The sequence below is a fragment of the Catellatospora sp. NPDC049111 genome, from assembly GCF_040648615.1.
GTDB lineage: Bacteria > Actinomycetota > Actinomycetes > Mycobacteriales > Micromonosporaceae > Catellatospora > Catellatospora aurea.
This window is the reverse complement of sequence record NZ_JBEZEB010000020.1, coordinates 77612-94191: the sequence shown is the minus strand read 5'-3', so window position 1 is coordinate 94191 and position 16580 is coordinate 77612. Positions and strand designations below refer to the sequence as shown.

Annotated in this window: 16 protein-coding genes; 8 read left to right on the top strand and 8 right to left on the bottom strand. The window is 72.6% G+C overall.

The features are described 5' to 3' along the window. Positions 1-111: 111 nt before the first annotated feature. The gene (locus tag AB0B66_RS25240) at positions 112-498 is read right to left on the bottom strand and encodes a YciI family protein (protein ID WP_360534445.1); all 387 of its coding nucleotides are present in this window, start codon (positions 496-498) and stop codon (positions 112-114) included. Between the two features lie 275 nt (positions 499-773). Here AB0B66_RS25240 and AB0B66_RS25235 point away from each other — a divergent pair, with 275 nt between their 5' ends. The 3 genes from AB0B66_RS25235 to AB0B66_RS25225 are packed head-to-tail and all read left to right on the top strand — an operon-like array spanning position 774 to position 5316. Continuing rightward, a complete protein-coding gene (locus AB0B66_RS25235) occupies positions 774-1688 on the top strand; it encodes a glycosyltransferase (RefSeq protein WP_360534443.1) in 915 nt (304 codons plus the stop codon). After that, on the top strand, positions 1685-3535 hold the full coding sequence (locus tag AB0B66_RS25230) for an ABC transporter ATP-binding protein (protein ID WP_360534441.1): 1851 nt from the start codon (positions 1685-1687) through the stop codon (positions 3533-3535). Before AB0B66_RS25235 ends, AB0B66_RS25230 begins: the two co-directional genes overlap by 4 nt. Continuing rightward, positions 3532-5316: an ABC transporter ATP-binding protein gene (locus tag AB0B66_RS25225; protein ID WP_360534439.1), complete on the top strand. Its 1785-nt coding sequence runs from the start codon at positions 3532-3534 to the stop codon at positions 5314-5316. Before AB0B66_RS25230 ends, AB0B66_RS25225 begins: the two co-directional genes overlap by 4 nt. Positions 5317-5364: 48 nt before the next feature. Here AB0B66_RS25225 and AB0B66_RS25220 read toward each other — a convergent pair whose 3' ends face one another. Together AB0B66_RS25220 and AB0B66_RS25215 are read right to left on the bottom strand one after the other, a co-directional pair. Then, positions 5365-6609, bottom strand: coding sequence for a glycosyltransferase (locus AB0B66_RS25220; RefSeq protein WP_360534437.1), 1245 nt, complete (start codon positions 6607-6609; stop codon positions 5365-5367). Positions 6610-6692: 83 nt separating this feature from the next. Then, a complete protein-coding gene (locus AB0B66_RS25215) occupies positions 6693-7157 on the bottom strand; it encodes a DUF899 family protein (protein WP_360534435.1) in 465 nt (154 codons plus the stop codon). Between the two features lie 282 nt (positions 7158-7439). On the opposite strand from AB0B66_RS25215, the gene AB0B66_RS25210 reads away from it, so the two are divergent. Both AB0B66_RS25210 and AB0B66_RS25205 read left to right on the top strand, forming a co-directional pair. After that, the gene (locus AB0B66_RS25210) at positions 7440-7820 is read left to right on the top strand and encodes a YciI family protein (protein WP_360534433.1); all 381 of its coding nucleotides are present in this window, start codon (positions 7440-7442) and stop codon (positions 7818-7820) included. After that, the gene (locus AB0B66_RS25205) at positions 7820-9040 is read left to right on the top strand and encodes a DUF6596 domain-containing protein (protein ID WP_360534431.1); all 1221 of its coding nucleotides are present in this window, start codon (positions 7820-7822) and stop codon (positions 9038-9040) included. The genes AB0B66_RS25210 and AB0B66_RS25205 overlap by 1 nt, the downstream gene beginning before the upstream one ends. 6 nt (positions 9041-9046) lie before the next feature. On the opposite strand, the gene AB0B66_RS25200 is transcribed toward AB0B66_RS25205, so the two are convergent. Beyond that, positions 9047-10363 (bottom strand): FAD-binding protein, encoded by a 1317-nt coding sequence (locus AB0B66_RS25200; protein ID WP_360534429.1) that lies wholly within the window; start codon positions 10361-10363, stop codon positions 9047-9049. Positions 10364-10619: 256 nt separating this feature from the next. Between AB0B66_RS25200 and AB0B66_RS25195 the strand changes: the two genes are divergently transcribed. Next, on the top strand, positions 10620-11780 hold the full coding sequence (locus tag AB0B66_RS25195) for an epoxide hydrolase family protein (protein ID WP_360534427.1): 1161 nt from the start codon (positions 10620-10622) through the stop codon (positions 11778-11780). Between the two features lie 229 nt (positions 11781-12009). Next, entirely contained in the window at positions 12010-12165 is a 156-nt protein-coding gene (locus AB0B66_RS25190) for a hypothetical protein (protein ID WP_360534425.1), read from the top strand. Between the two features lie 5 nt (positions 12166-12170). Here the strand turns inward: AB0B66_RS25190 and AB0B66_RS25185 are convergent, their stop codons facing one another. Further along, positions 12171-12476 (bottom strand): hypothetical protein, encoded by a 306-nt coding sequence (locus AB0B66_RS25185; RefSeq protein ID WP_360534423.1) that lies wholly within the window; start codon positions 12474-12476, stop codon positions 12171-12173. Between the two features lie 200 nt (positions 12477-12676). Between AB0B66_RS25185 and AB0B66_RS25180 the strand changes: the two genes are divergently transcribed. Next, on the top strand, positions 12677-13099 hold the full coding sequence (locus AB0B66_RS25180) for an SgcJ/EcaC family oxidoreductase (protein ID WP_360534421.1): 423 nt from the start codon (positions 12677-12679) through the stop codon (positions 13097-13099). A gap of 58 nt (positions 13100-13157) precedes the next feature. Here the strand turns inward: AB0B66_RS25180 and AB0B66_RS25175 are convergent, their stop codons facing one another. The 3 genes from AB0B66_RS25175 to AB0B66_RS25165 form a co-directional block, all read right to left on the bottom strand. Then, positions 13158-13955: a TIGR03084 family metal-binding protein gene (locus AB0B66_RS25175; RefSeq protein ID WP_360534518.1), complete on the bottom strand. Its 798-nt coding sequence runs from the start codon at positions 13953-13955 to the stop codon at positions 13158-13160. Positions 13956-14035: 80 nt separating this feature from the next. Further along, complete coding sequence (locus tag AB0B66_RS25170) at positions 14036-15493, bottom strand: MFS transporter (RefSeq protein WP_360534419.1); 1458 nt, start codon at positions 15491-15493, stop codon at positions 14036-14038. After that, positions 15490-16542: a carboxymuconolactone decarboxylase family protein gene (locus tag AB0B66_RS25165; protein WP_360534417.1), complete on the bottom strand. Its 1053-nt coding sequence runs from the start codon at positions 16540-16542 to the stop codon at positions 15490-15492. Before AB0B66_RS25165 ends, AB0B66_RS25170 begins: the two co-directional genes overlap by 4 nt. Positions 16543-16580 lie beyond the last annotated feature (38 nt).

The following is a 16580-nucleotide window of genomic DNA, read 5'->3' as shown; positions in this document are numbered from 1 at the left end:
GCGCCCCCGCCCCCCCCCCCCCCGGGGGGCCCCCCCGCCGGCCCCCCCCGCCCGACCTCTAACCCCCCCCCGCCGCCGCCCCCCCCCCCCCGCCGCTGGCGGCTGTGGATCTCACATGCGCAGCTCGGACGGGTCCAGCACCGGGCGCAGCTCGACGCCGCCGGCCCGCACGTCCGGGAAACGCCGCGCCAGCTCCAGTGCCCGCTCCGGCGTCGCGCAGTCGAGCACGAAATAGCCGGCCAGATGCTCCTTGACGTCGGCGAACGGCCCGTCGGTCGCGGCCAGTACCCCTTCGCGCATACGCAGCGCGATGCTGTGCGCCGGGTCGCCCAGCGCCGCCGAGTCCACCAGTTCGCCGGTCTCGGTCAGCTCCTTGAGCAGCGTCTGGAACTCGCTGGTCCGCTCGGCGCGCTCCTGCTCGGACAGCGGCCCGCTCTGGAGAAACATCGGATGCTGCCACGCGGTCGGGTTGTTGTAGATGAGCACCACGTACTTCATGTGCTGGATCTCCGGTCACGTCGATGAGCCGGCACGGGGAGCCGCCCACCCGAGCCTAGCCCGGCCCACCGCGCCAGTGCGTCTTCCAGGACGGCGTGTCGGTCCACTGATATCGAATACCGTCACTGCAGGCCGTGCGCGGCCCGCATGTCGAAATCCGTCACCGCGGCGACGACTCATCTATGGCGGCGCGATCGGGCGCCGCCGCGCAACGAGCAACAGCTGAGCCCGCAGGCCGGCCGCAGGCCGGCCCGTCGCACCCAGGAGAGTCCGCCGTGCTGAAGTGCAGCGTCATCATCCCCACATACAACCGCAGGCACCTGCTGCGCCGTACCCTCGATTCGCTCACCCGGCAGGACCTGCCCCGTACCGAGTACGAAGTGCTCGTCTGCGACGACGGCTCCGACGACGGCACCGCCGAGCTGGTCGCCGGCTATGCGGACCGGATCGACGTCCGCCACTTCTACCAGCAGGACCTGGGATCGCGGGTCGCCGCCGCGCGCAACATGGGGATCGCCGCCGCCCGCGCCGAGTTGTGCGTGTTCATCGACGACGGCGTCGTGGCCGGATCCGGCTGCCTGCGTGCACACGTCGCCGTACACGAGGCGGCCGACGGCCCGCTTGCGCTGATCGGCTACGTGTGGGCCTACACCCCGCGCCATGACGTCAGCGCCGAGGACAGCGCACACATGCAGCAGATCCTCGACGAGGCCGACGACGACGCGCTCATCGGCTGGCTGCGCGCCGAGGGCAGGCTGCCCGACCTGCGCGAGGAGTACTACGCCAAGTACGGCGACGACTTCGGCGACGAGCCCGCACCGTGGTCGATCTTCTGGACCTGCAACGTGTCCGCCCCCACCACGCTCATCCGCGAGGTCGGCGGGTTCGACGAGTCGTTCCGCGCCTGGGGCGGCGAGGACTGCGACCTGGGCTACCGGCTGCACCGCGCAGGTGCCTACTTCGCCCTCAGCCGCGACGCCGCCGCGGTGCACCTGCCGCACCCCGCAGCCAGCAAGAGCGGTGAAGGCGACAACTACGATTACATGGCCGACAAGTACCGCACCCCGATCATGGAGCTGATGCGCAGGTTCACCAGCATGGAGGTGCACCCCTTCAACATCAACGACGTCATCAAGGCCGAGAACCTGCCCAGCTGCGCCGAGTACGAGCGGCAGGTGACAGCCCGATGAGGTGGCTCGCCCGACGGACCGCGGAGCGGTGGGAGATCGTCAAGCTGGCCCGGCACGCCGGCTTCGGCCTGATCTGCGTGCTGACCGCGGTCAACCTGGTGCTCGGCGTGCTGCCCGTGGTGTTCGTCATCGCCACCAGCGTGATGCTCGGCAAGGTGCCCCAAGCCGTCGACGCCGGCCTCGACTCACCCGAATGGACGTCGCTGGTCCAGGCGTTCCTGATCGGTGCGGCGGCCTTCGTCGGCCAGCAACTGCTCGCCCCCGTGGTCACGCTGCTGCGCGAACTGGCCGCCCGCCGCGTCGACGGCGTGCTGTTCCGCGCACTGATGCACGCGTCGCTGCGCAGCCCCGGCATCAGCCCGCTGGAGGACCAGGCCACCCTCGACGACCTGCGCAACGCCGCACGCGAACTGGAGTTCGGGTTCCGCAGCCCCGGCCAGGCCGTGCCCGGCCTGCTGTCCCTGGTGGCCAGGTACGTCTCACTGGCCGGCTACGCGGCCGTGGTCGGCTACGCCTTCTCCTGGCTCGCCGCCGCCGGGCTGGTCACAGCGGTGCTGCTGTTCCGCTACGGCCAGCGCGGCGGCCTGCGCAAGTACGTCAAGGTGCGGTTCGCCTCGGCGGGCGCGTCGCGCAGGCTCGACTACGTCCGCGGCCTGGCCGTCGACAGCGCGGCCGGCAAGGAGATCCGGGTGTTCGGGCTGGTCGGATGGCTGCGCGAGCAGCTCGCCGACGCGTACTCGGGCCTGCTGGCGCCGGTGCGGGCGGCGCGGCGCAAGGCGTACCTGTGGCCGTTCGTGTGGTTCACCCTGTGGGGTGTCGTCGTGGCCGTCGCGGTCTTCGCGGGGCTCGGCGCGACCGCCGCCGACGGCGTCACGCTCACCGCGTTCGTGCTGGTGGTGCAGGCCGTACTGGGCGCGCTGCGGCTGTCGGAGCATTACGCCGAAGCCGACACCCAGACCTGCGTGGGCATGTACGGCTACCGGGCGTTCCAGCAGTTCGTGGCCCGTATCGACGCCACGGTGCCGGACACGGACGCCACCGGCGACACCTCTCCGGCCCCGGAACCGGTCTCCGAGATCCGGTTCGCCGACGTCAGCTTCCGCTACCCGGGTCAGGACCGGCCGATCCTGTCCGGGCTGAACCTCACCATCCCCGTCGGCAAGTGCACGGCCCTGGTCGGCGTCAACGGCGCAGGCAAGACCACCATCGTGAAACTGCTGGCCCGCCTGTACGAACCGGACACCGGCGCGATCCTGGCCGACGGCGTCGACATCCGCGCCTACAGCGTCGACCAGTGGCGGGCCCGGCTCGGCATCATCTTCCAGGACTTCGCCCGGTTCGAGGCGTCGATCGCCGACAACATCACCTTCGGGGCCGTGGCGGCGCAGTCCGACCACGCCGGGGCACGCAGCGCCGCCGAGGCGGTCGGGCTCGGCGACCTGCTCGCCCAGCTGCCGCACGGGCTGGACACGCCGCTGGCCCGGCACCTCACCGGCGGGGTGGATTTGTCCGGCGGGCAGTGGCAGCGCGTCGCGCTGGCACGGGCGCTGTTCGCGCTGCGCCACGGCGCGCCCGTGGTCGTGCTGGACGAGCCGACCGCCAGCCTCGACGTGCGCGCCGAGGCACAGTTCTTCGACGAGTTCGCCGGACTCACCCAGGGGGCGACCACCTTGCTGATCTCACACCGGTTCTCCAGCGTGCGCCGCGCCGACAACATCGTGGTGCTGTCCGACGGCGGCGTGCTGGAACAGGGCTCACACGAGCAGCTGATGGCGCTCGGCGGCCGCTACCAGGAGCTGTTCACCCTGCAGGCCGACCGGTTCGTCGACGCGGAGGTGGACGCATGATCGAGGCGATCCGCGGTTCCGGGCACCTGCTGGCGACGGCCTGGCGGATGGACCGCCGCCGCGCCGTGGTCTCCGTCGTGCTCATGCTCGCCGGCGCGCTGGCCGCACCGCTGATGGCCTACGTGCTGGGCCGGATGACCGGGCAGGTGCTCGGCGGCGACGCGGCCGGCGCGATCCGCAGCGGTGTGCTCGTGGCGGTGCTGGCCATCGCGATGCTGACCTTCTCCCACTTCGCCCACATCGCGTACTTCGAACTGGCGGAGATGGCCGAGCAGGACTTCGACGAGCAGCTGATGGCCGTGTCGAACGGCTCACCGGGCATCGAGCACCACGAGCGGCCCGAACTCGCCGACGAGATCACGGTGCTGCGCCAGGAGGGGCGGCAGCTCGAAGGCGCCATGGACGCCCTGATGAACGGGCTCGGCCTGGTCCTGGCGATGGCCGTCACCGGTGTGCTGCTGGCCCGGGTCAACCCGCTGCTGCTGCTCCTGCCGCTGGCGGCGCTGCCCCCGCTGGTCGCGGGCCGGGCCGCCGAACGGATCCGGGACCGGGCCCGCACGGCGACCGCCGAGCCGACCCGCGTCGCGCTGAACCTGTTCCACCTGTCCACGTCGGCGACGGTCGCCGGCGAGCTGCGGGTGTTCCAGCTCAGCCGCGACCTGGTCGCCCGCCACGAGCGGCAATGGGCACAGGCCACCAAGGGCCTGGCCCGGGGCCACTTCGTCGCCACCGTGGTCCATTCGGTGGGGCAGGTCGTGTTCGCGCTGGCCTACGTCGCCGCGGTGCTGCTGGTCGTCCGCGACGCGATGAGCGGCCGCGGCGGCGTCGGCGACGTCGTCCTCGTGATCGTGCTGGCCGTCCAGGTGAACCAGCAGGTGACCACGGCGGTCACCCTGCTGCAGACCCTGCAGCGGATGTCCGGCGCGTTCACCCGGCTGCGGCGGCTGCGGGACGAGGTCGCCGTGCCGGACCTCGGCGCTGACACGCCCGACCTGCCCGAGCGACTGCACACCGGCATCACCCTGCGCGACGTGTCGTTCGCGTACCACGGCACGGCACGGCAGGTGCTGCACGGTGTCGACCTCACCATCCCGGCGGGTGCGCGAGTGGCCGTCGTGGGGGAGAACGGCGCGGGCAAGTCGACTCTGGTCAAGCTCCTGTGCGGGTTCTACCAGCCGACCAGCGGGCAGGTGCTGGTCGACGGTGTCGACCTCGCGCACGTGTCGCCGCAGCGGTGGCGCGAGCGGATCTCGGCCGGGTTCCAGGACTTCGCACGCTACGAGCTGGCCCTGCGGCGCAACGTCGGCCTCGGCGACCTGCCGCACGCCGACTCCGAACCGCACGTACGCGACGCCCTGGACCGCGCACAGGCCACCGCTGTGGCCGACGAGCTGCCCGACGGCCTGGACACCCAGCTCGGCCGCAGCTGGACCGACGGGCAGGAGCTGTCGGGCGGCCAGTGGCAGCGGCTGGCCCTGGGCCGGGCGATGATGCGCGGCGAGCCGCTGCTGCTGGTGCTGGACGAACCCGCGTCGGCGCTGGACCCGGCCGCCGAACACGCACTGTTCGAACGCTTCGCCGAACAGGCCGGTCGGGTGTCGCGCGCATCGGGAGCCATCACCCTGTTCGTGTCGCACCGGTTCTCGACGGTGCGGATGGCCGATCTGATCATCGTGCTGCACGACGGCGAGGTGGCCGAGATCGGCGACCACGCGGCGCTGGTGACGGCCGGGGGACTTTACGCGGAACTGTTCGCGCTGCAGGCCCGCGCCTACAGCTGACCGGCAGACCAGGGGCCGCCGCAGCCGGCGGCGGCCCCTCGCCGGTGGTCAGCCTGCTGTCATGCCGGGGCCGAGCAGCTCGACCTTGCGGCCGATACGGTGCGCCTCGGTCATGACGTGCTCACCCCAGGTGTCCCACAGCCCGGACAGCCGGGACGTGACCAGCACCGTGTCGACCGACTGGTCGTCCAGCAGGGTGCGCACGCCCACCGCGTGCAGTGCCGTGTGGGCGGTGCCCGCGGTGGCCCGCCGCACCAGCGCGGCGTCGAAGTCGGCCACGACCGATGGCGGCAGTTGCGGCGGCAGCACCGCGCCCGCGCCGAACACCGCGATCCGCTCACCGGCCCCGATCCGCGCCACCGCCTGCGCGAGCTCGTCGGCGACGTCGACGTCGGCGACCTGCTCCGACCAGCTCTGCAGCTCCAGCCAGGTCGGCTCCCACCGCCAGTACTCGTCGTCGGCGCACAGGACGTAGCCGATCTCGATCACGGGCTCGGGATACTTGCGCAGGAACTTGAACGTGTTCGCGACCATCTCCGGCCACCGCTTGGACATGTCGCGCTCGTGCGGCCACTCGATGATCCAGGCGTCGGTCGCGAAGTGCATGGAGATCCCGGCACGCTGGAGCTTGAACCCCATCTCCAGGTCCTCGCAGCCCCAGCCGGTCATGTCCTCGTCGAAGCCGCCTACCGCATGGAAGTCCTCGGCCCGCATCGAGCAGTTGAGGGCGAAGAACAGCTGCCAGGGCAGCGGCATCGCGTCGAAGGCGAAATCCCACGCGGCCAGCGGCTCGTGTCGGATGTCGCGGAAGGCGGGCAGGTCCCGGTACTTGGCCAGGACCTGCTCCGGGTGCATCGCGGCCAGATCCCGGTCCAATCCCTCCAGCGCCGGATACCGCGGGTCGTAGCCCCAGGCGTAACCGCAGACGGTGCGCCGCTGCGGGACGTCGTGCGCGATCAGGTGGCGCTCCACCAGGTCAGGCGCGATCATCCCACCGCCGTCGAGGAAGATCAGCAGGTCGGCCTCGGCGAGCTTGGCGGCGTTGTTGCGGGCGAGGCTGACCCGGTCGCCGAGGTCCTCCTGGAACCAGTACTTCAGGCGCAGCCGCTCGGTGAACGCGGCGGCGACCTCGGCCGTGTCGTCGGCGGACCCGTCGTCGGAGACGATCACCTCGAACTCCGCCACCGGCAGGGTCTGCCGGGTGAGCTGTTCCAGCATCAGGCGCAGCAGGTCCGCGCGATTGTAGGTGGGGATGATGACCGACGCCCTCGGCGTCGGCGCACTGTCGGCCATGTCATTGCCTTCCTCGTCCGGCCGCCCGACCGCCGTCATCGTTGAGCGGCGGCGGCGGCGTACGTGTTCGGGAGTGCGCAGGTTCAGGCGGGCTGGCCGAAACCGGTGATGCGGTGCAGCAGGTGGCCGTCCGGGCGGTGGTGCGCGCGGGCGTGGTAGACGCAGCCGTCGTCGCCACGGCGGAACAGGCTGATCGCGGTGGCGGACAGTCCTGCATCCGGCCCGGTGTGGAAGTCCGCGGTGAAGTCGCCGCGGCACGAGTACCACGCGGCCGGTTCCGGCTGTGGCAGCGGCCCGGCGACGACGACGGCGAAGGCCGTGTGCCGCGGCGGACGCAGCCGGCTGAGGCAGTCCAGGACGAGCAGTCCGGCCCGGACGTCGCGGCCGCGGTCCGGACCCAGCACGACGTGGTACACGACCAGCCACGACCGGCCCCCGAACAGGTCGGCAAGGCGCACCAGGCCGCACGGTCCGGCCAGTTCGTATACCCGGTCGACCCGGACCATCTGCGGCCCGGTGCCGTCCGCGTCGTCGGGATACTGCCGCACAGTCGACCTCCCGTGGCGATGGCGTCTGCGGGAGCCGGACGTTCCGGCTCGTTCCACCCGTGGACGGCATGCGCCGCCCATAGGTGAGTCGCAGCAGAAGACCGCCGCTACGACATCGGCGGCGTGCCGGTTTCGCCGCCGGCGCGGCCGTGCGATCCGCACGGCGCGATAACCTGGCGGTGCCCTGGACGTCGAGGTCCGGCAGCGATGTCGAACCCGAGCCCGGCTGCTCCGACTCACTTGCAGAGGGGCGCCGCGCCGGCGCCCGGGCGGAGGGGTTGTGTGAGGTATGTCCTGCTGATCCACAGTGATCTCGAGAGCTGGGTGCACCCGATGTTCCTGCCGTGCAGTCCGGACGCGGACCGGTGCGACGCCCGCACCGCGGCGTTCGACCTGCTGCTACGGGAGATCACGGAGTCTGGAGAGCTCGTCGCCGCCGCGGCTCTGGCCGACCCGGTGACCAGCAAGACCGTGCGCCGGCACGGCGAGGTGGCGCTGGCCGTCGACGGTCCCGCAGCTGTCGCCCTCAGCCACCTTGCGGGCTTCCTGGTCGTCGACGTCGACAGCGCACAGCGCGCCCTGGAGGTCGCCTCCCGGCTTTCCGCAGCCGACAGCCCGGTCGAGATCCGACCCGTGATGGGTTTGTCCGGCATGGAGATGTGATGGAGGACCTGCTGCGAGGGCTGGTTCCGCGGGTGCTCGGCGTGCTCGTGCGCCGCTATGGCTCCTTCGACGCCTGCGAGGACGCGGTGCAGGAGGCGCTGCTGGCGGCCGTGGTGCAGTGGCCGCAGCAGGGCCTGCCCGACCACCCCATGGCCTGGCTGATCACCGTCGCCTCGCGCCGCCTGATGGACCTGCGCCGCAGCGAGGCGGCCCGCCAGCAGCGAGAACTCACCGCGGCGGGCTTCCTGTCCGCCGACGAGCTGGTGGTGCCCGGCCCGGGCGACGCGGACGGCGGCGACGACACGCTGGCGCTACTGCTGCTGTGCTGCCACCCCGCGCTGACGCCGGACTCGCAGATGGCCCTGACGCTGCGGGCCGTCGGCGGCCTGACCACCGGGCAGATCGCCAGCGCGTTCCTGGTGCCCGAGGCGACCATGGGCCAGCGGATCAGCCGCGCCAAGCAGCGGATCAAGGCCGCCGGGGGAGAGTTCCGGATGCCCACGGGACGCGACCTGCACGACCGGATGCAGGTGGTCCTGCACGTCCTCTATCTGATCTTCAATGAGGGGTACACCGCGACGTCCGGCGCCGAACTGCAGCGCGCCGAGCTGACCGGGGAGGCCGTCCGGCTCACCCGGCAGCTGCACCGGCTGCTGAGCCGCGACGGCGAGGTGGCGGGGCTGCTGGCACTGATGCTGCTGATCGAGGCCCGCCAGCCGGCCCGCACCGGGCCCGGGGGCGTGCTGGTCCCGCTGGCCGAGCAGGACCGCACCCGGTGGCGCAGGGATCTCATCACCGAGGGCACCGAACTGGTGACCCGCAGCCTGGCCCGCAACCCGGTCGGGCCCTACCAGCTGCAAGCCGCGATCGCCGCCCTGCACGACGAGGCCGACAAGGCGGCCGACACCGACTGGCCGCAGATCCTCGTGCTGTACGGGATGCTCGAGCAGGTGTGGCCGAACCCGATGGTGCGCCTGAACCGGGCCGTCGCCGTCGGCATGGTGCACGGGCCGGGGGCAGGGCTGGACCTGCTCGCCGCACTCGACGGCGACGACCGGCTCGCCGGCGGGCACCGGCTGCTGGCGGTGCGGGCGCACCTGCTGGAGATGGCCGGTGACGCCGCCGCCGCGCTCGCCGAGTACGAGGCCGCCGCCCGCCGGGCCACCAGCCTGCCGGAGCGGCGGTACCTGGAGGCCCGGGCGGGGCGGCTGGCGGGCTGAGCCTGCTCAGCGGCCGCCGCGCAGCACCCGCGCGATGATGCGGGGGTGCATCAGCGCGGTCGGCGGGTCGACCAGCCCGGCCGAGCGCAGGAACGCCGCCGACAGCCGCCCGTCGTGCACGGCCGCTGCCTGCAGCCGCGGGATGTAGAGGTTGCCCAGCCGGGTCTGCAGGGTGCGGTGGCCCTCCACACCCGGGAAGCCGAGGTCGGCGCCGGCCGACATCGTCCACGGGGCGTCGATCACCTTGGCCAGGTCGCGGAAGTACGCGCGCGGCTGCGGCTCCCCGTCGCGCACGTGTGCGGCCAGCACCGTGGTCTCGATCGCGGCGACGGTCATCCCCTGCCCGTACACGGGGTTGAACACGCAGGCGGCGTCACCGATGACGAGCAGCCCGTCGGGCAGCTGCGGCATCGCCTCGTAGTGGCGCCGGACGCTGGCCGGGAAGCGGAACGTCTGCGGGCTGCCCATCGGCTCGGCGTCGCGTACGGCCTTGTAGACGTCGGGCACCGGCAGCGACTTCACGTACTCCATGAACCCGTCGATGTCGGTGGGCGGCCGGTCGCCGAGGATGCCGGTCAGCGAGACGGCGTACCGGTCGGGCAGCCGCGCGAAGATCGCCCCGCGGGGCATGGCCGGGGTCGCCACCGGCAGCAGCGCGATGTCGTCGCCGATCGGGTCGTAGCTCAGCGGGCCGTGGAAGTCGCAGGTCGTGTAGGTCAGGTCCATCTTGACGCGTTCCTCGGGCACCGCGGCGTAGCCCAGTTCCTGCAGCCAGCGCGCGGTGCGTGAACCGCGGCCGGTGGCGTCCACGACCAGGTCCGCGGCCAGGGTCTCGGGCTGCTCGGCGTCGTGGCCCTGCACCCGCACCCCGGTGATCCGCCCGGTCGCGGAGACGAGCCCGACGATGTCGGTGCGTTCGCGATAGGTGACGTTGGGCAGGGCGCGGACCCGGGCGCGCAGGCGGGCCTCCAGCAGCGGACGGCCGGCGGCGACGCACACCAGCCCGGTCTCGGCTTTCTCGATCATCTGGCCGTTGAAGTACCAGCTGAGGCTGGTGCCGAAGTCGCCGACCGGGACGCCCTCGGCGACCAGCGCGCCGGTGAGCCCGGGGAACAGCTCCTCCAGGATCTGCTGCCCGCGGGCCAGCAGCGCGTGGATGTGGTGACCCTGCGGCACGGCGTGCCGCGGGTCGGCGTCGTCGACCAGCACGTCGCGGTCGACGACGGTGACGGTGGAATAGGTGTCGGCGAGCACGCGCGCTGCCAGGGTTCCGGCGATGCTGCCGCCGAGCACCACCGCGTGACCGCGCCTAAGGCCATCCATGTCCATGACTCCCTTGGTGAGGGTTCGGAGGTCGCATATGGACAAAAATGCTAGTGGTGCAGGCGGCCAAGATTTCTTTCATAATGCTGTATATATGCAGGTCAGGAAGATGCCCGAGCGTCGCGTCGGGGGTTACGGTGAGGCCGCCGAGCGCTGTTGACCCCCGGGCCCGGCACCGCCGTCGACCGCATCACGCGGCCTCCGCGCGCTCCGGAGCGCGACGACCGGTGCCGATCTCTGTCGCAAGGAGTGCTGAATGGTCCCGTACCGCATCGACATCCCGCAGGAAGCCCTCGACGACCTGAACCGGCGGCTGGCCGCCACCCGCTGGCCCGGCGAGATGCCCGGAGCCGGCTGGGAACGCGGCGTGCCCGCCGACTACCTGCGCGAGCTGGCCGAGTACTGGCGCACCCGCTACGACTGGCGCGCCGCCGAGGCCGAGCTCAACCGGTTCCCGCAGTTCACCACCGAGATCGACGGGGCGAACGTGCACTTCGTCCACGTGCGCTCGCCCGAGCCGGACGCCGTTCCGATGATCATCACGCACGGCTGGCCCGGCTCGTTCGTGGAGTACCTGGACGTGATCGGGCCGCTGACCGACCCGCGCGCCCACGGCGGCGACCCGGCCGACGCCTTCCACCTCGTCATCCCGACCCTGCCCGGGTTCGGCCTGTCCGGGCCGCTGCGCGAGCCGGGCTGGAGCATGCCGCGGGTGGCCGGAGCGTGGGCGCAGCTGATGGCGCGGCTGGGCTACGACCGCTACCTCGCCCAGGGCGGCGACTTCGGGGCCTGGATCACGATGATGCTGGCCGGCATGGACCACCAGCACGTGCTGGGCGGGCACCTGAACTTCCTGCCGACCCCGCCCAGCGGCGACCCCGCCGACATGGCCGCGCTGACCGAGGTGGAGCTGGGCCGGCTGGGACGGCTCGGGCGCTTCGCCACCGAACTGGCCGGCTACATGCACATCCAGGCCACCAGGCCGCAGACCCTGGCCTACGGCCTGAACGACTCACCGGTCGGGCAGCTCGCCTGGATCGTGGAGAAGTTCAAGGACTGGACCGACTCGGCCAAGGCGCCGGAGGACGCCGTCGACCGGGACCGGTTGCTCACCAACGTCATGCTCTACTGGCTCACGTCCACCGGCGCGTCCTCCGCCCACTTCTACTACGACAACGCGCCCCTGCTGCCGATCGCGTCACCGCCCCCGCCGCCGCCCCCGCCGCTGCCGGTGCCGTTCGGCATCGCGGTGTTCCCGCAGGACCCGGCGCAGCCGATCCGGCGCTTCGCCGAGCGGGGACTGACCAACATCGTGCAGTGGAGCGAGTTCGACCGAGGCGGGCACTTCCCGGCGTTCGAGGTGCCGGACCTGTTCGTCGGCGACCTGCGGTCGTTCGCGGCCAAACTGCGCGGGTGAGTCCGGGCGGGCCGGGGGTCGGTCCCCGGCCCGCCCCGACCTGGGGACGCCGCAATCTCGAAGATGCGGGCGCAGGCCGGCTCTGACAAAGTCGGGTGCCCCGGCCCACCATCGGGCCGCTCACCTCGGGAGGAACAGTGGGGCTCGCCGCGCAGCGCTCGCCCGCCAGCGTCGACGGCAGACGAAAAGGGGGTGCCGCCGGCTCACCGGCCGGCCGGGCCGCAGTCAGTTGACCCGTCGGACGCGGGCCCTGCCGTCGTCCGTCCTCGCCGGTCTGCGGCGCGGCCCGCTGCTGCCGTGCACCTACTCCATACCGGTGCTGATCACGATGATCGCAGCCGGCGACGTGCGCACCGCGCTCGCGGCGTGGTTGCAGATGTGCTGACCGGATCAGAGGTCGCCGAAGCCGTACGCCCCGACCACCGTCGACCGGGTGAACTGCGGTGGAGCGACGCAGCGCGACGCGATGCCCTGCTGGAAACGCTGGAACGCCGCCGTCTCGGCGAGGGCGTTGGAGCCTTCCGGCGCGACGAGCACGTGCATGAAGTCGGCACCGTCACCGAGCCGGAACGTCGCATAACGCAGCCCCTCCGGCTTGCTCTCGGCCAGCTCGGCGAAGACCTCCTCGGCAAGGCGCGCGTTCTCGTCGGCGACCTCGGGCCGCGTGCTGTAACGGATGACCATGGCGGTGCGCATGTGCTCCCTTTCCTGGGCGGTCACTGTCTACGGTCCCGCGCGGGCGGCACACGGCGCATCTTCGGTGTTGCGCGATGTGCCGCAGCCCGGATGACCTGCGGTTATGGCGTCGTACGGCGGGGCAGTCTCGAAGGTGCGCGGTTGATCGGCCACACCGGACGATTAATGGACGATTGTCCATGATGGAAAGGGAGTGCGCCATGACCACGACGACCCCCGCGCCGGTCGCCAGCCCGGCCGAGCAGGCCGCGATCGCCGCTGTCCCGGCCAAGATGGTGGCCGCCTGGGCCGCCAACGACGCCGACGCTTTCGCCGACCTGTTCGCCGAGGACGGCACGATGATCCTGCCCGGCCTGTACCAGAAGGGCCGCGACGCGATCCGCGCCTACATGGCCGCCGAGTACCAGGGCCGCTACCAGGGCACCACGGTCACCGGTCAGCCGATCGACATCAAGCCGCTGGCTCCGGGCGCGGTCGCGTTGCTGACCCAGGGCGGTGTCATCGCCAAGGGGGCAACGGAGCTCGCCGCCGCGGACACCATCCGGGCGTCGTGGATCCTGGTGCGCCAGGGCGGCGGGTGGCGCATCGCGGTCTACCAGAACTGCCCGCGCGACGAGCACTGATCCGGGCCTGACATGACGAGGCTCCGGCGGCCCAGGGCCGCCGGAACCTCGTCTTTTCTCACGCCGCCGCGAACTGACCCGGCCGGCGGCCGGGGCCGGCCGGTCCCCGATAGGCCTGCGCGAGGTCGAGCCACTGCTCCGCGTCCTCGCCCACGGCCTTCAGCGCGAGGTCGGCGCGGTTGCGGCGGCGGGTCACCAGCAGGCAGAAGTCGACCGCCGGTCCGGTGACGGACTGCTCGGCGTCGTCGGGCCCGAACCGCCACACCGTCCCCGACGGGGCGGTCAGCTCGAATCGGAACGCCACGTCCGGGACCGGCAACTGCCGGGCCAGGTAACCGAAGTCCCAGGTGCGTACGGCGAAGAACGCGAGATGGCCGATCCGGTCGGTGTACTCGCGGCGCACGCCCAGCGCATCGGCCACGTCCTGGCCGTGCCCGAACAGCTCCATCATCCCGGCGGCCGCGAGCACCGGCGCCGGCAGCGGGCGGACCAGCCACGGCACCGCCTGCCCCTCGGGCACGGCGGCCAGCGCCCCCTGCGCCGCCGCGCGGGCCTGCCGGAACTGCGCCAGCAGCCCGTCGGGCGGCAGCGCCAGGAACGGTGCCATCGCGCTCACCACGTTGGCGTCGAAATCGGGGCTCAGGCGCGATGTCATCGCGGTGAACGCGGCCGGATCACCGGCCGCCAGCGCCGCCATCCGGAAGGTGGCGGTCAGGTGCGCGATCTGATGGGCCACCGTCCACCCCTCGGCGGGGGTGGGCGTCTGCCACTGCTCGGGCGTGATCGCCGCTACCAGGCCGTCGATCGCCTCGCCTTCGGCGGCGAGGTCACTGAGCACGTCGTTGCTGGTCACCAGGGCTCCTCTCGTCGGGCTGCGGCGAGCCGGGCGACGCGATCACGCCGGACTCATCGCATATATAGGTATAAATTCTCCGCTCAGCGGTTCCCGGCTGTCTTCTCGCTGCGTGCCGTTGTCCGCACCGGTGTCATCAGCGCGGTCGCCACGGCGGCCAGCACCAGCAGCAGCGCCGACACGCCCAGCGCCGGCCGGGCCGCGGCCAGCAGCGCGTCCGGCACGGACCCTGACAGCCTGCCGCCCGGCGATCCGGCCGGCGCGGCCGCGTCGAGCTGGTGCTGCAGCACCGCCCCGGTGACCGCCGCGCCCAGCGCCGCGCCGATCTGACGGGCCGTGTTGAGGACGCCGGAGGCGGCCCCGGCCAGCGGCGCAGCCACCGCTCGCATCCCCGCGCTGGTGGTGGGCGCGATGGTCAGCCCCATCCCGGCCCCCAGCGCCATCAGCACCCACAGGTACGACCGGCTCGTCCAGTCCGGCTCGGCCAGCAGCGCCACCGCCGCGACCGCGGCGGCGTGACAGAGCAGACCGGCCGCCAGCAACCTGCGCACGTCGACCCGGTCCGACAACCGCCCCGCCAGCGGTGCCACGGCACTCAACGTCAACGTCCACGGCAGCGCCGTCATCCCGGACAACTGCGGGCTCATGCCCAGCGCGCGCTGCGTCGTGATCACGAAGACCAGCAGGAAACCGTGCAGCGCGAACGACGTCACCAACGTGATCACGGCGGCGACCGCGAACGACCGCTCGCGCAGCAGCGCCGTGGGCACCAGCGGTGCCGGATGGCGGTGCTCCCACCACAGGAACAGCACCAGCACCCCGGTCGCCAGGACCGCCGGGACCGTGACCGGCCCGGCCAGCGCCCCCCAGTCGTGCCGTTCACCCTCGATGAGCCCGTACACGAGCAACACCAGGCCGAAGGTCACCAGCCCCACCCCGACCACGTCGAACCCGGGCGGGCGCGGTGTCCGCACGTCGGGCACGAACCGGCGGGCCGCGGCCAAGCCCCACACCGCCAGCGGCACGTTCAGCACGAACACCGACTGCCAGCCGACGTGCGTGACCAGCACACCGCCGACAGTCGGGCCGGTCACCGCGGCCACCCCGCCGACCGCCGTGAAGACGCCGAACGCGGCACCACGCCGCTGCTCGGGGAAGACAGCCGCGATCAGCACCAGGGCCTGCGGCAGCATGGCGGCGGCCCCTACCCCCTGCAGCACCCGCGCCGCGACGAGCTGCGCGGTGTCCTGCGCCAGCGCGCACAGCAGCGAGGCCAGCGCGAAGACGGCCAGCCCCGCCACGAACACTCTGCGCGCGCCCCACAGGTCACCCAGCCGGCTGAACACGATCAGCAGTGACGCCAGGGCCAGCAGGTAGCCGTTCAGCACCCACAGCAGCCCGTCGACGCCGATGCCCAGCGACTCCATCAGCGCCGGCGCGGCCGTGTTCACGATGCTGGTGTCCAGCAGGATCAGGTAGTTGCCCAGGCACAGCACGGCCAGCGCGGCCCACGGCCGGGCCGCCGGGCCGCCACCGGTCACCGCGGGCCGCCGACCGCGCCGCCGAGGCGGCCTGCGGCGTGCATCCTCGCCCCGAGCACGCGCGCCGCGGCCATGCTGGACCAGGCGGTCAGCCCGACCAGAGCGCCGTCATCGGCCAGCCCGGCCTCCGCGACGACCGCGGGCGTCACCCGGTAGGAGGCGAAGACCGTCAGCAGCGCCAGCCGGGCCATGCCGCGATGCTCGGGTGTCAGCGCGGACACCGCCCCGTCCAGCCAGTCCTGCGCGTGCAGGCCGGGCCCGCCGTCGGGCAGCCGGGCCGCCTGCGCCGACACCAGCTCTCGCACCTCATCGGGCAGGCTCCGCCCGGCCTCGTCGAAGGCGGCGGCCGCCGCGCCGAACGCCGCCGCCACGGATGGGCGCCCACGCGCCCAGGCGAGATCGGCGGGTAGCTCGGCGGCGGGCAGCAGCCCCGCGGATCCGCCGGGCGCCACCCGGCCCCGGGCGAGCGCACCGAGCAGCCGAGCCGCCACCCGGCCCATGGCCTGCCGCGCCGTGCCGCGCACCGCCGGGGGCAGCGGCGAATCGGGGAGGAAGACGTTGACCATGCGGTTCAGGTAGTGGAACGTGACCGCCGTGCCGATCAGCTCGGGTGCCTGCTCCGGCGGGAACGGCGCGGGCGCGCCCGGCTGCCCGGCCCACGCGGTGAACTCACGCAGCCGCGTGCCGCCCGGCCCGGCCGCGTCCAGCGCGTGGCGGCCGCCCAGCCCGGCCAGCGTACCGGCGTGCACGTCCACGCAGTACGGGCAGCTGTTGGCGGCCGAGACCGCGGAAGCCACGGCTTCCCGGTCCAGGCGCGTGGTCAGGCCGTCGGCCAGCAGCGTCTCCCGCAGCACGGTCCAGGCGGCGGCGAGGCGGTGCGGGTCGGGGGAGTGCAGGGCGACCGGCGGGGCCAGCATCCCGAACTCCGCCTCGACCTGGCCGTACACCTCGCCGACCAGCCCTGTCGCGGCTGCCGGGGGCACCGGCGTGACATGTCGGACGTGGCGCTGCGCCGCGCCGCGTGTGGCCCAGACCAGCAATGCGCCCATGATCGTCTCCTAAGCGACGCTTCAGGTACGAGCCGTGG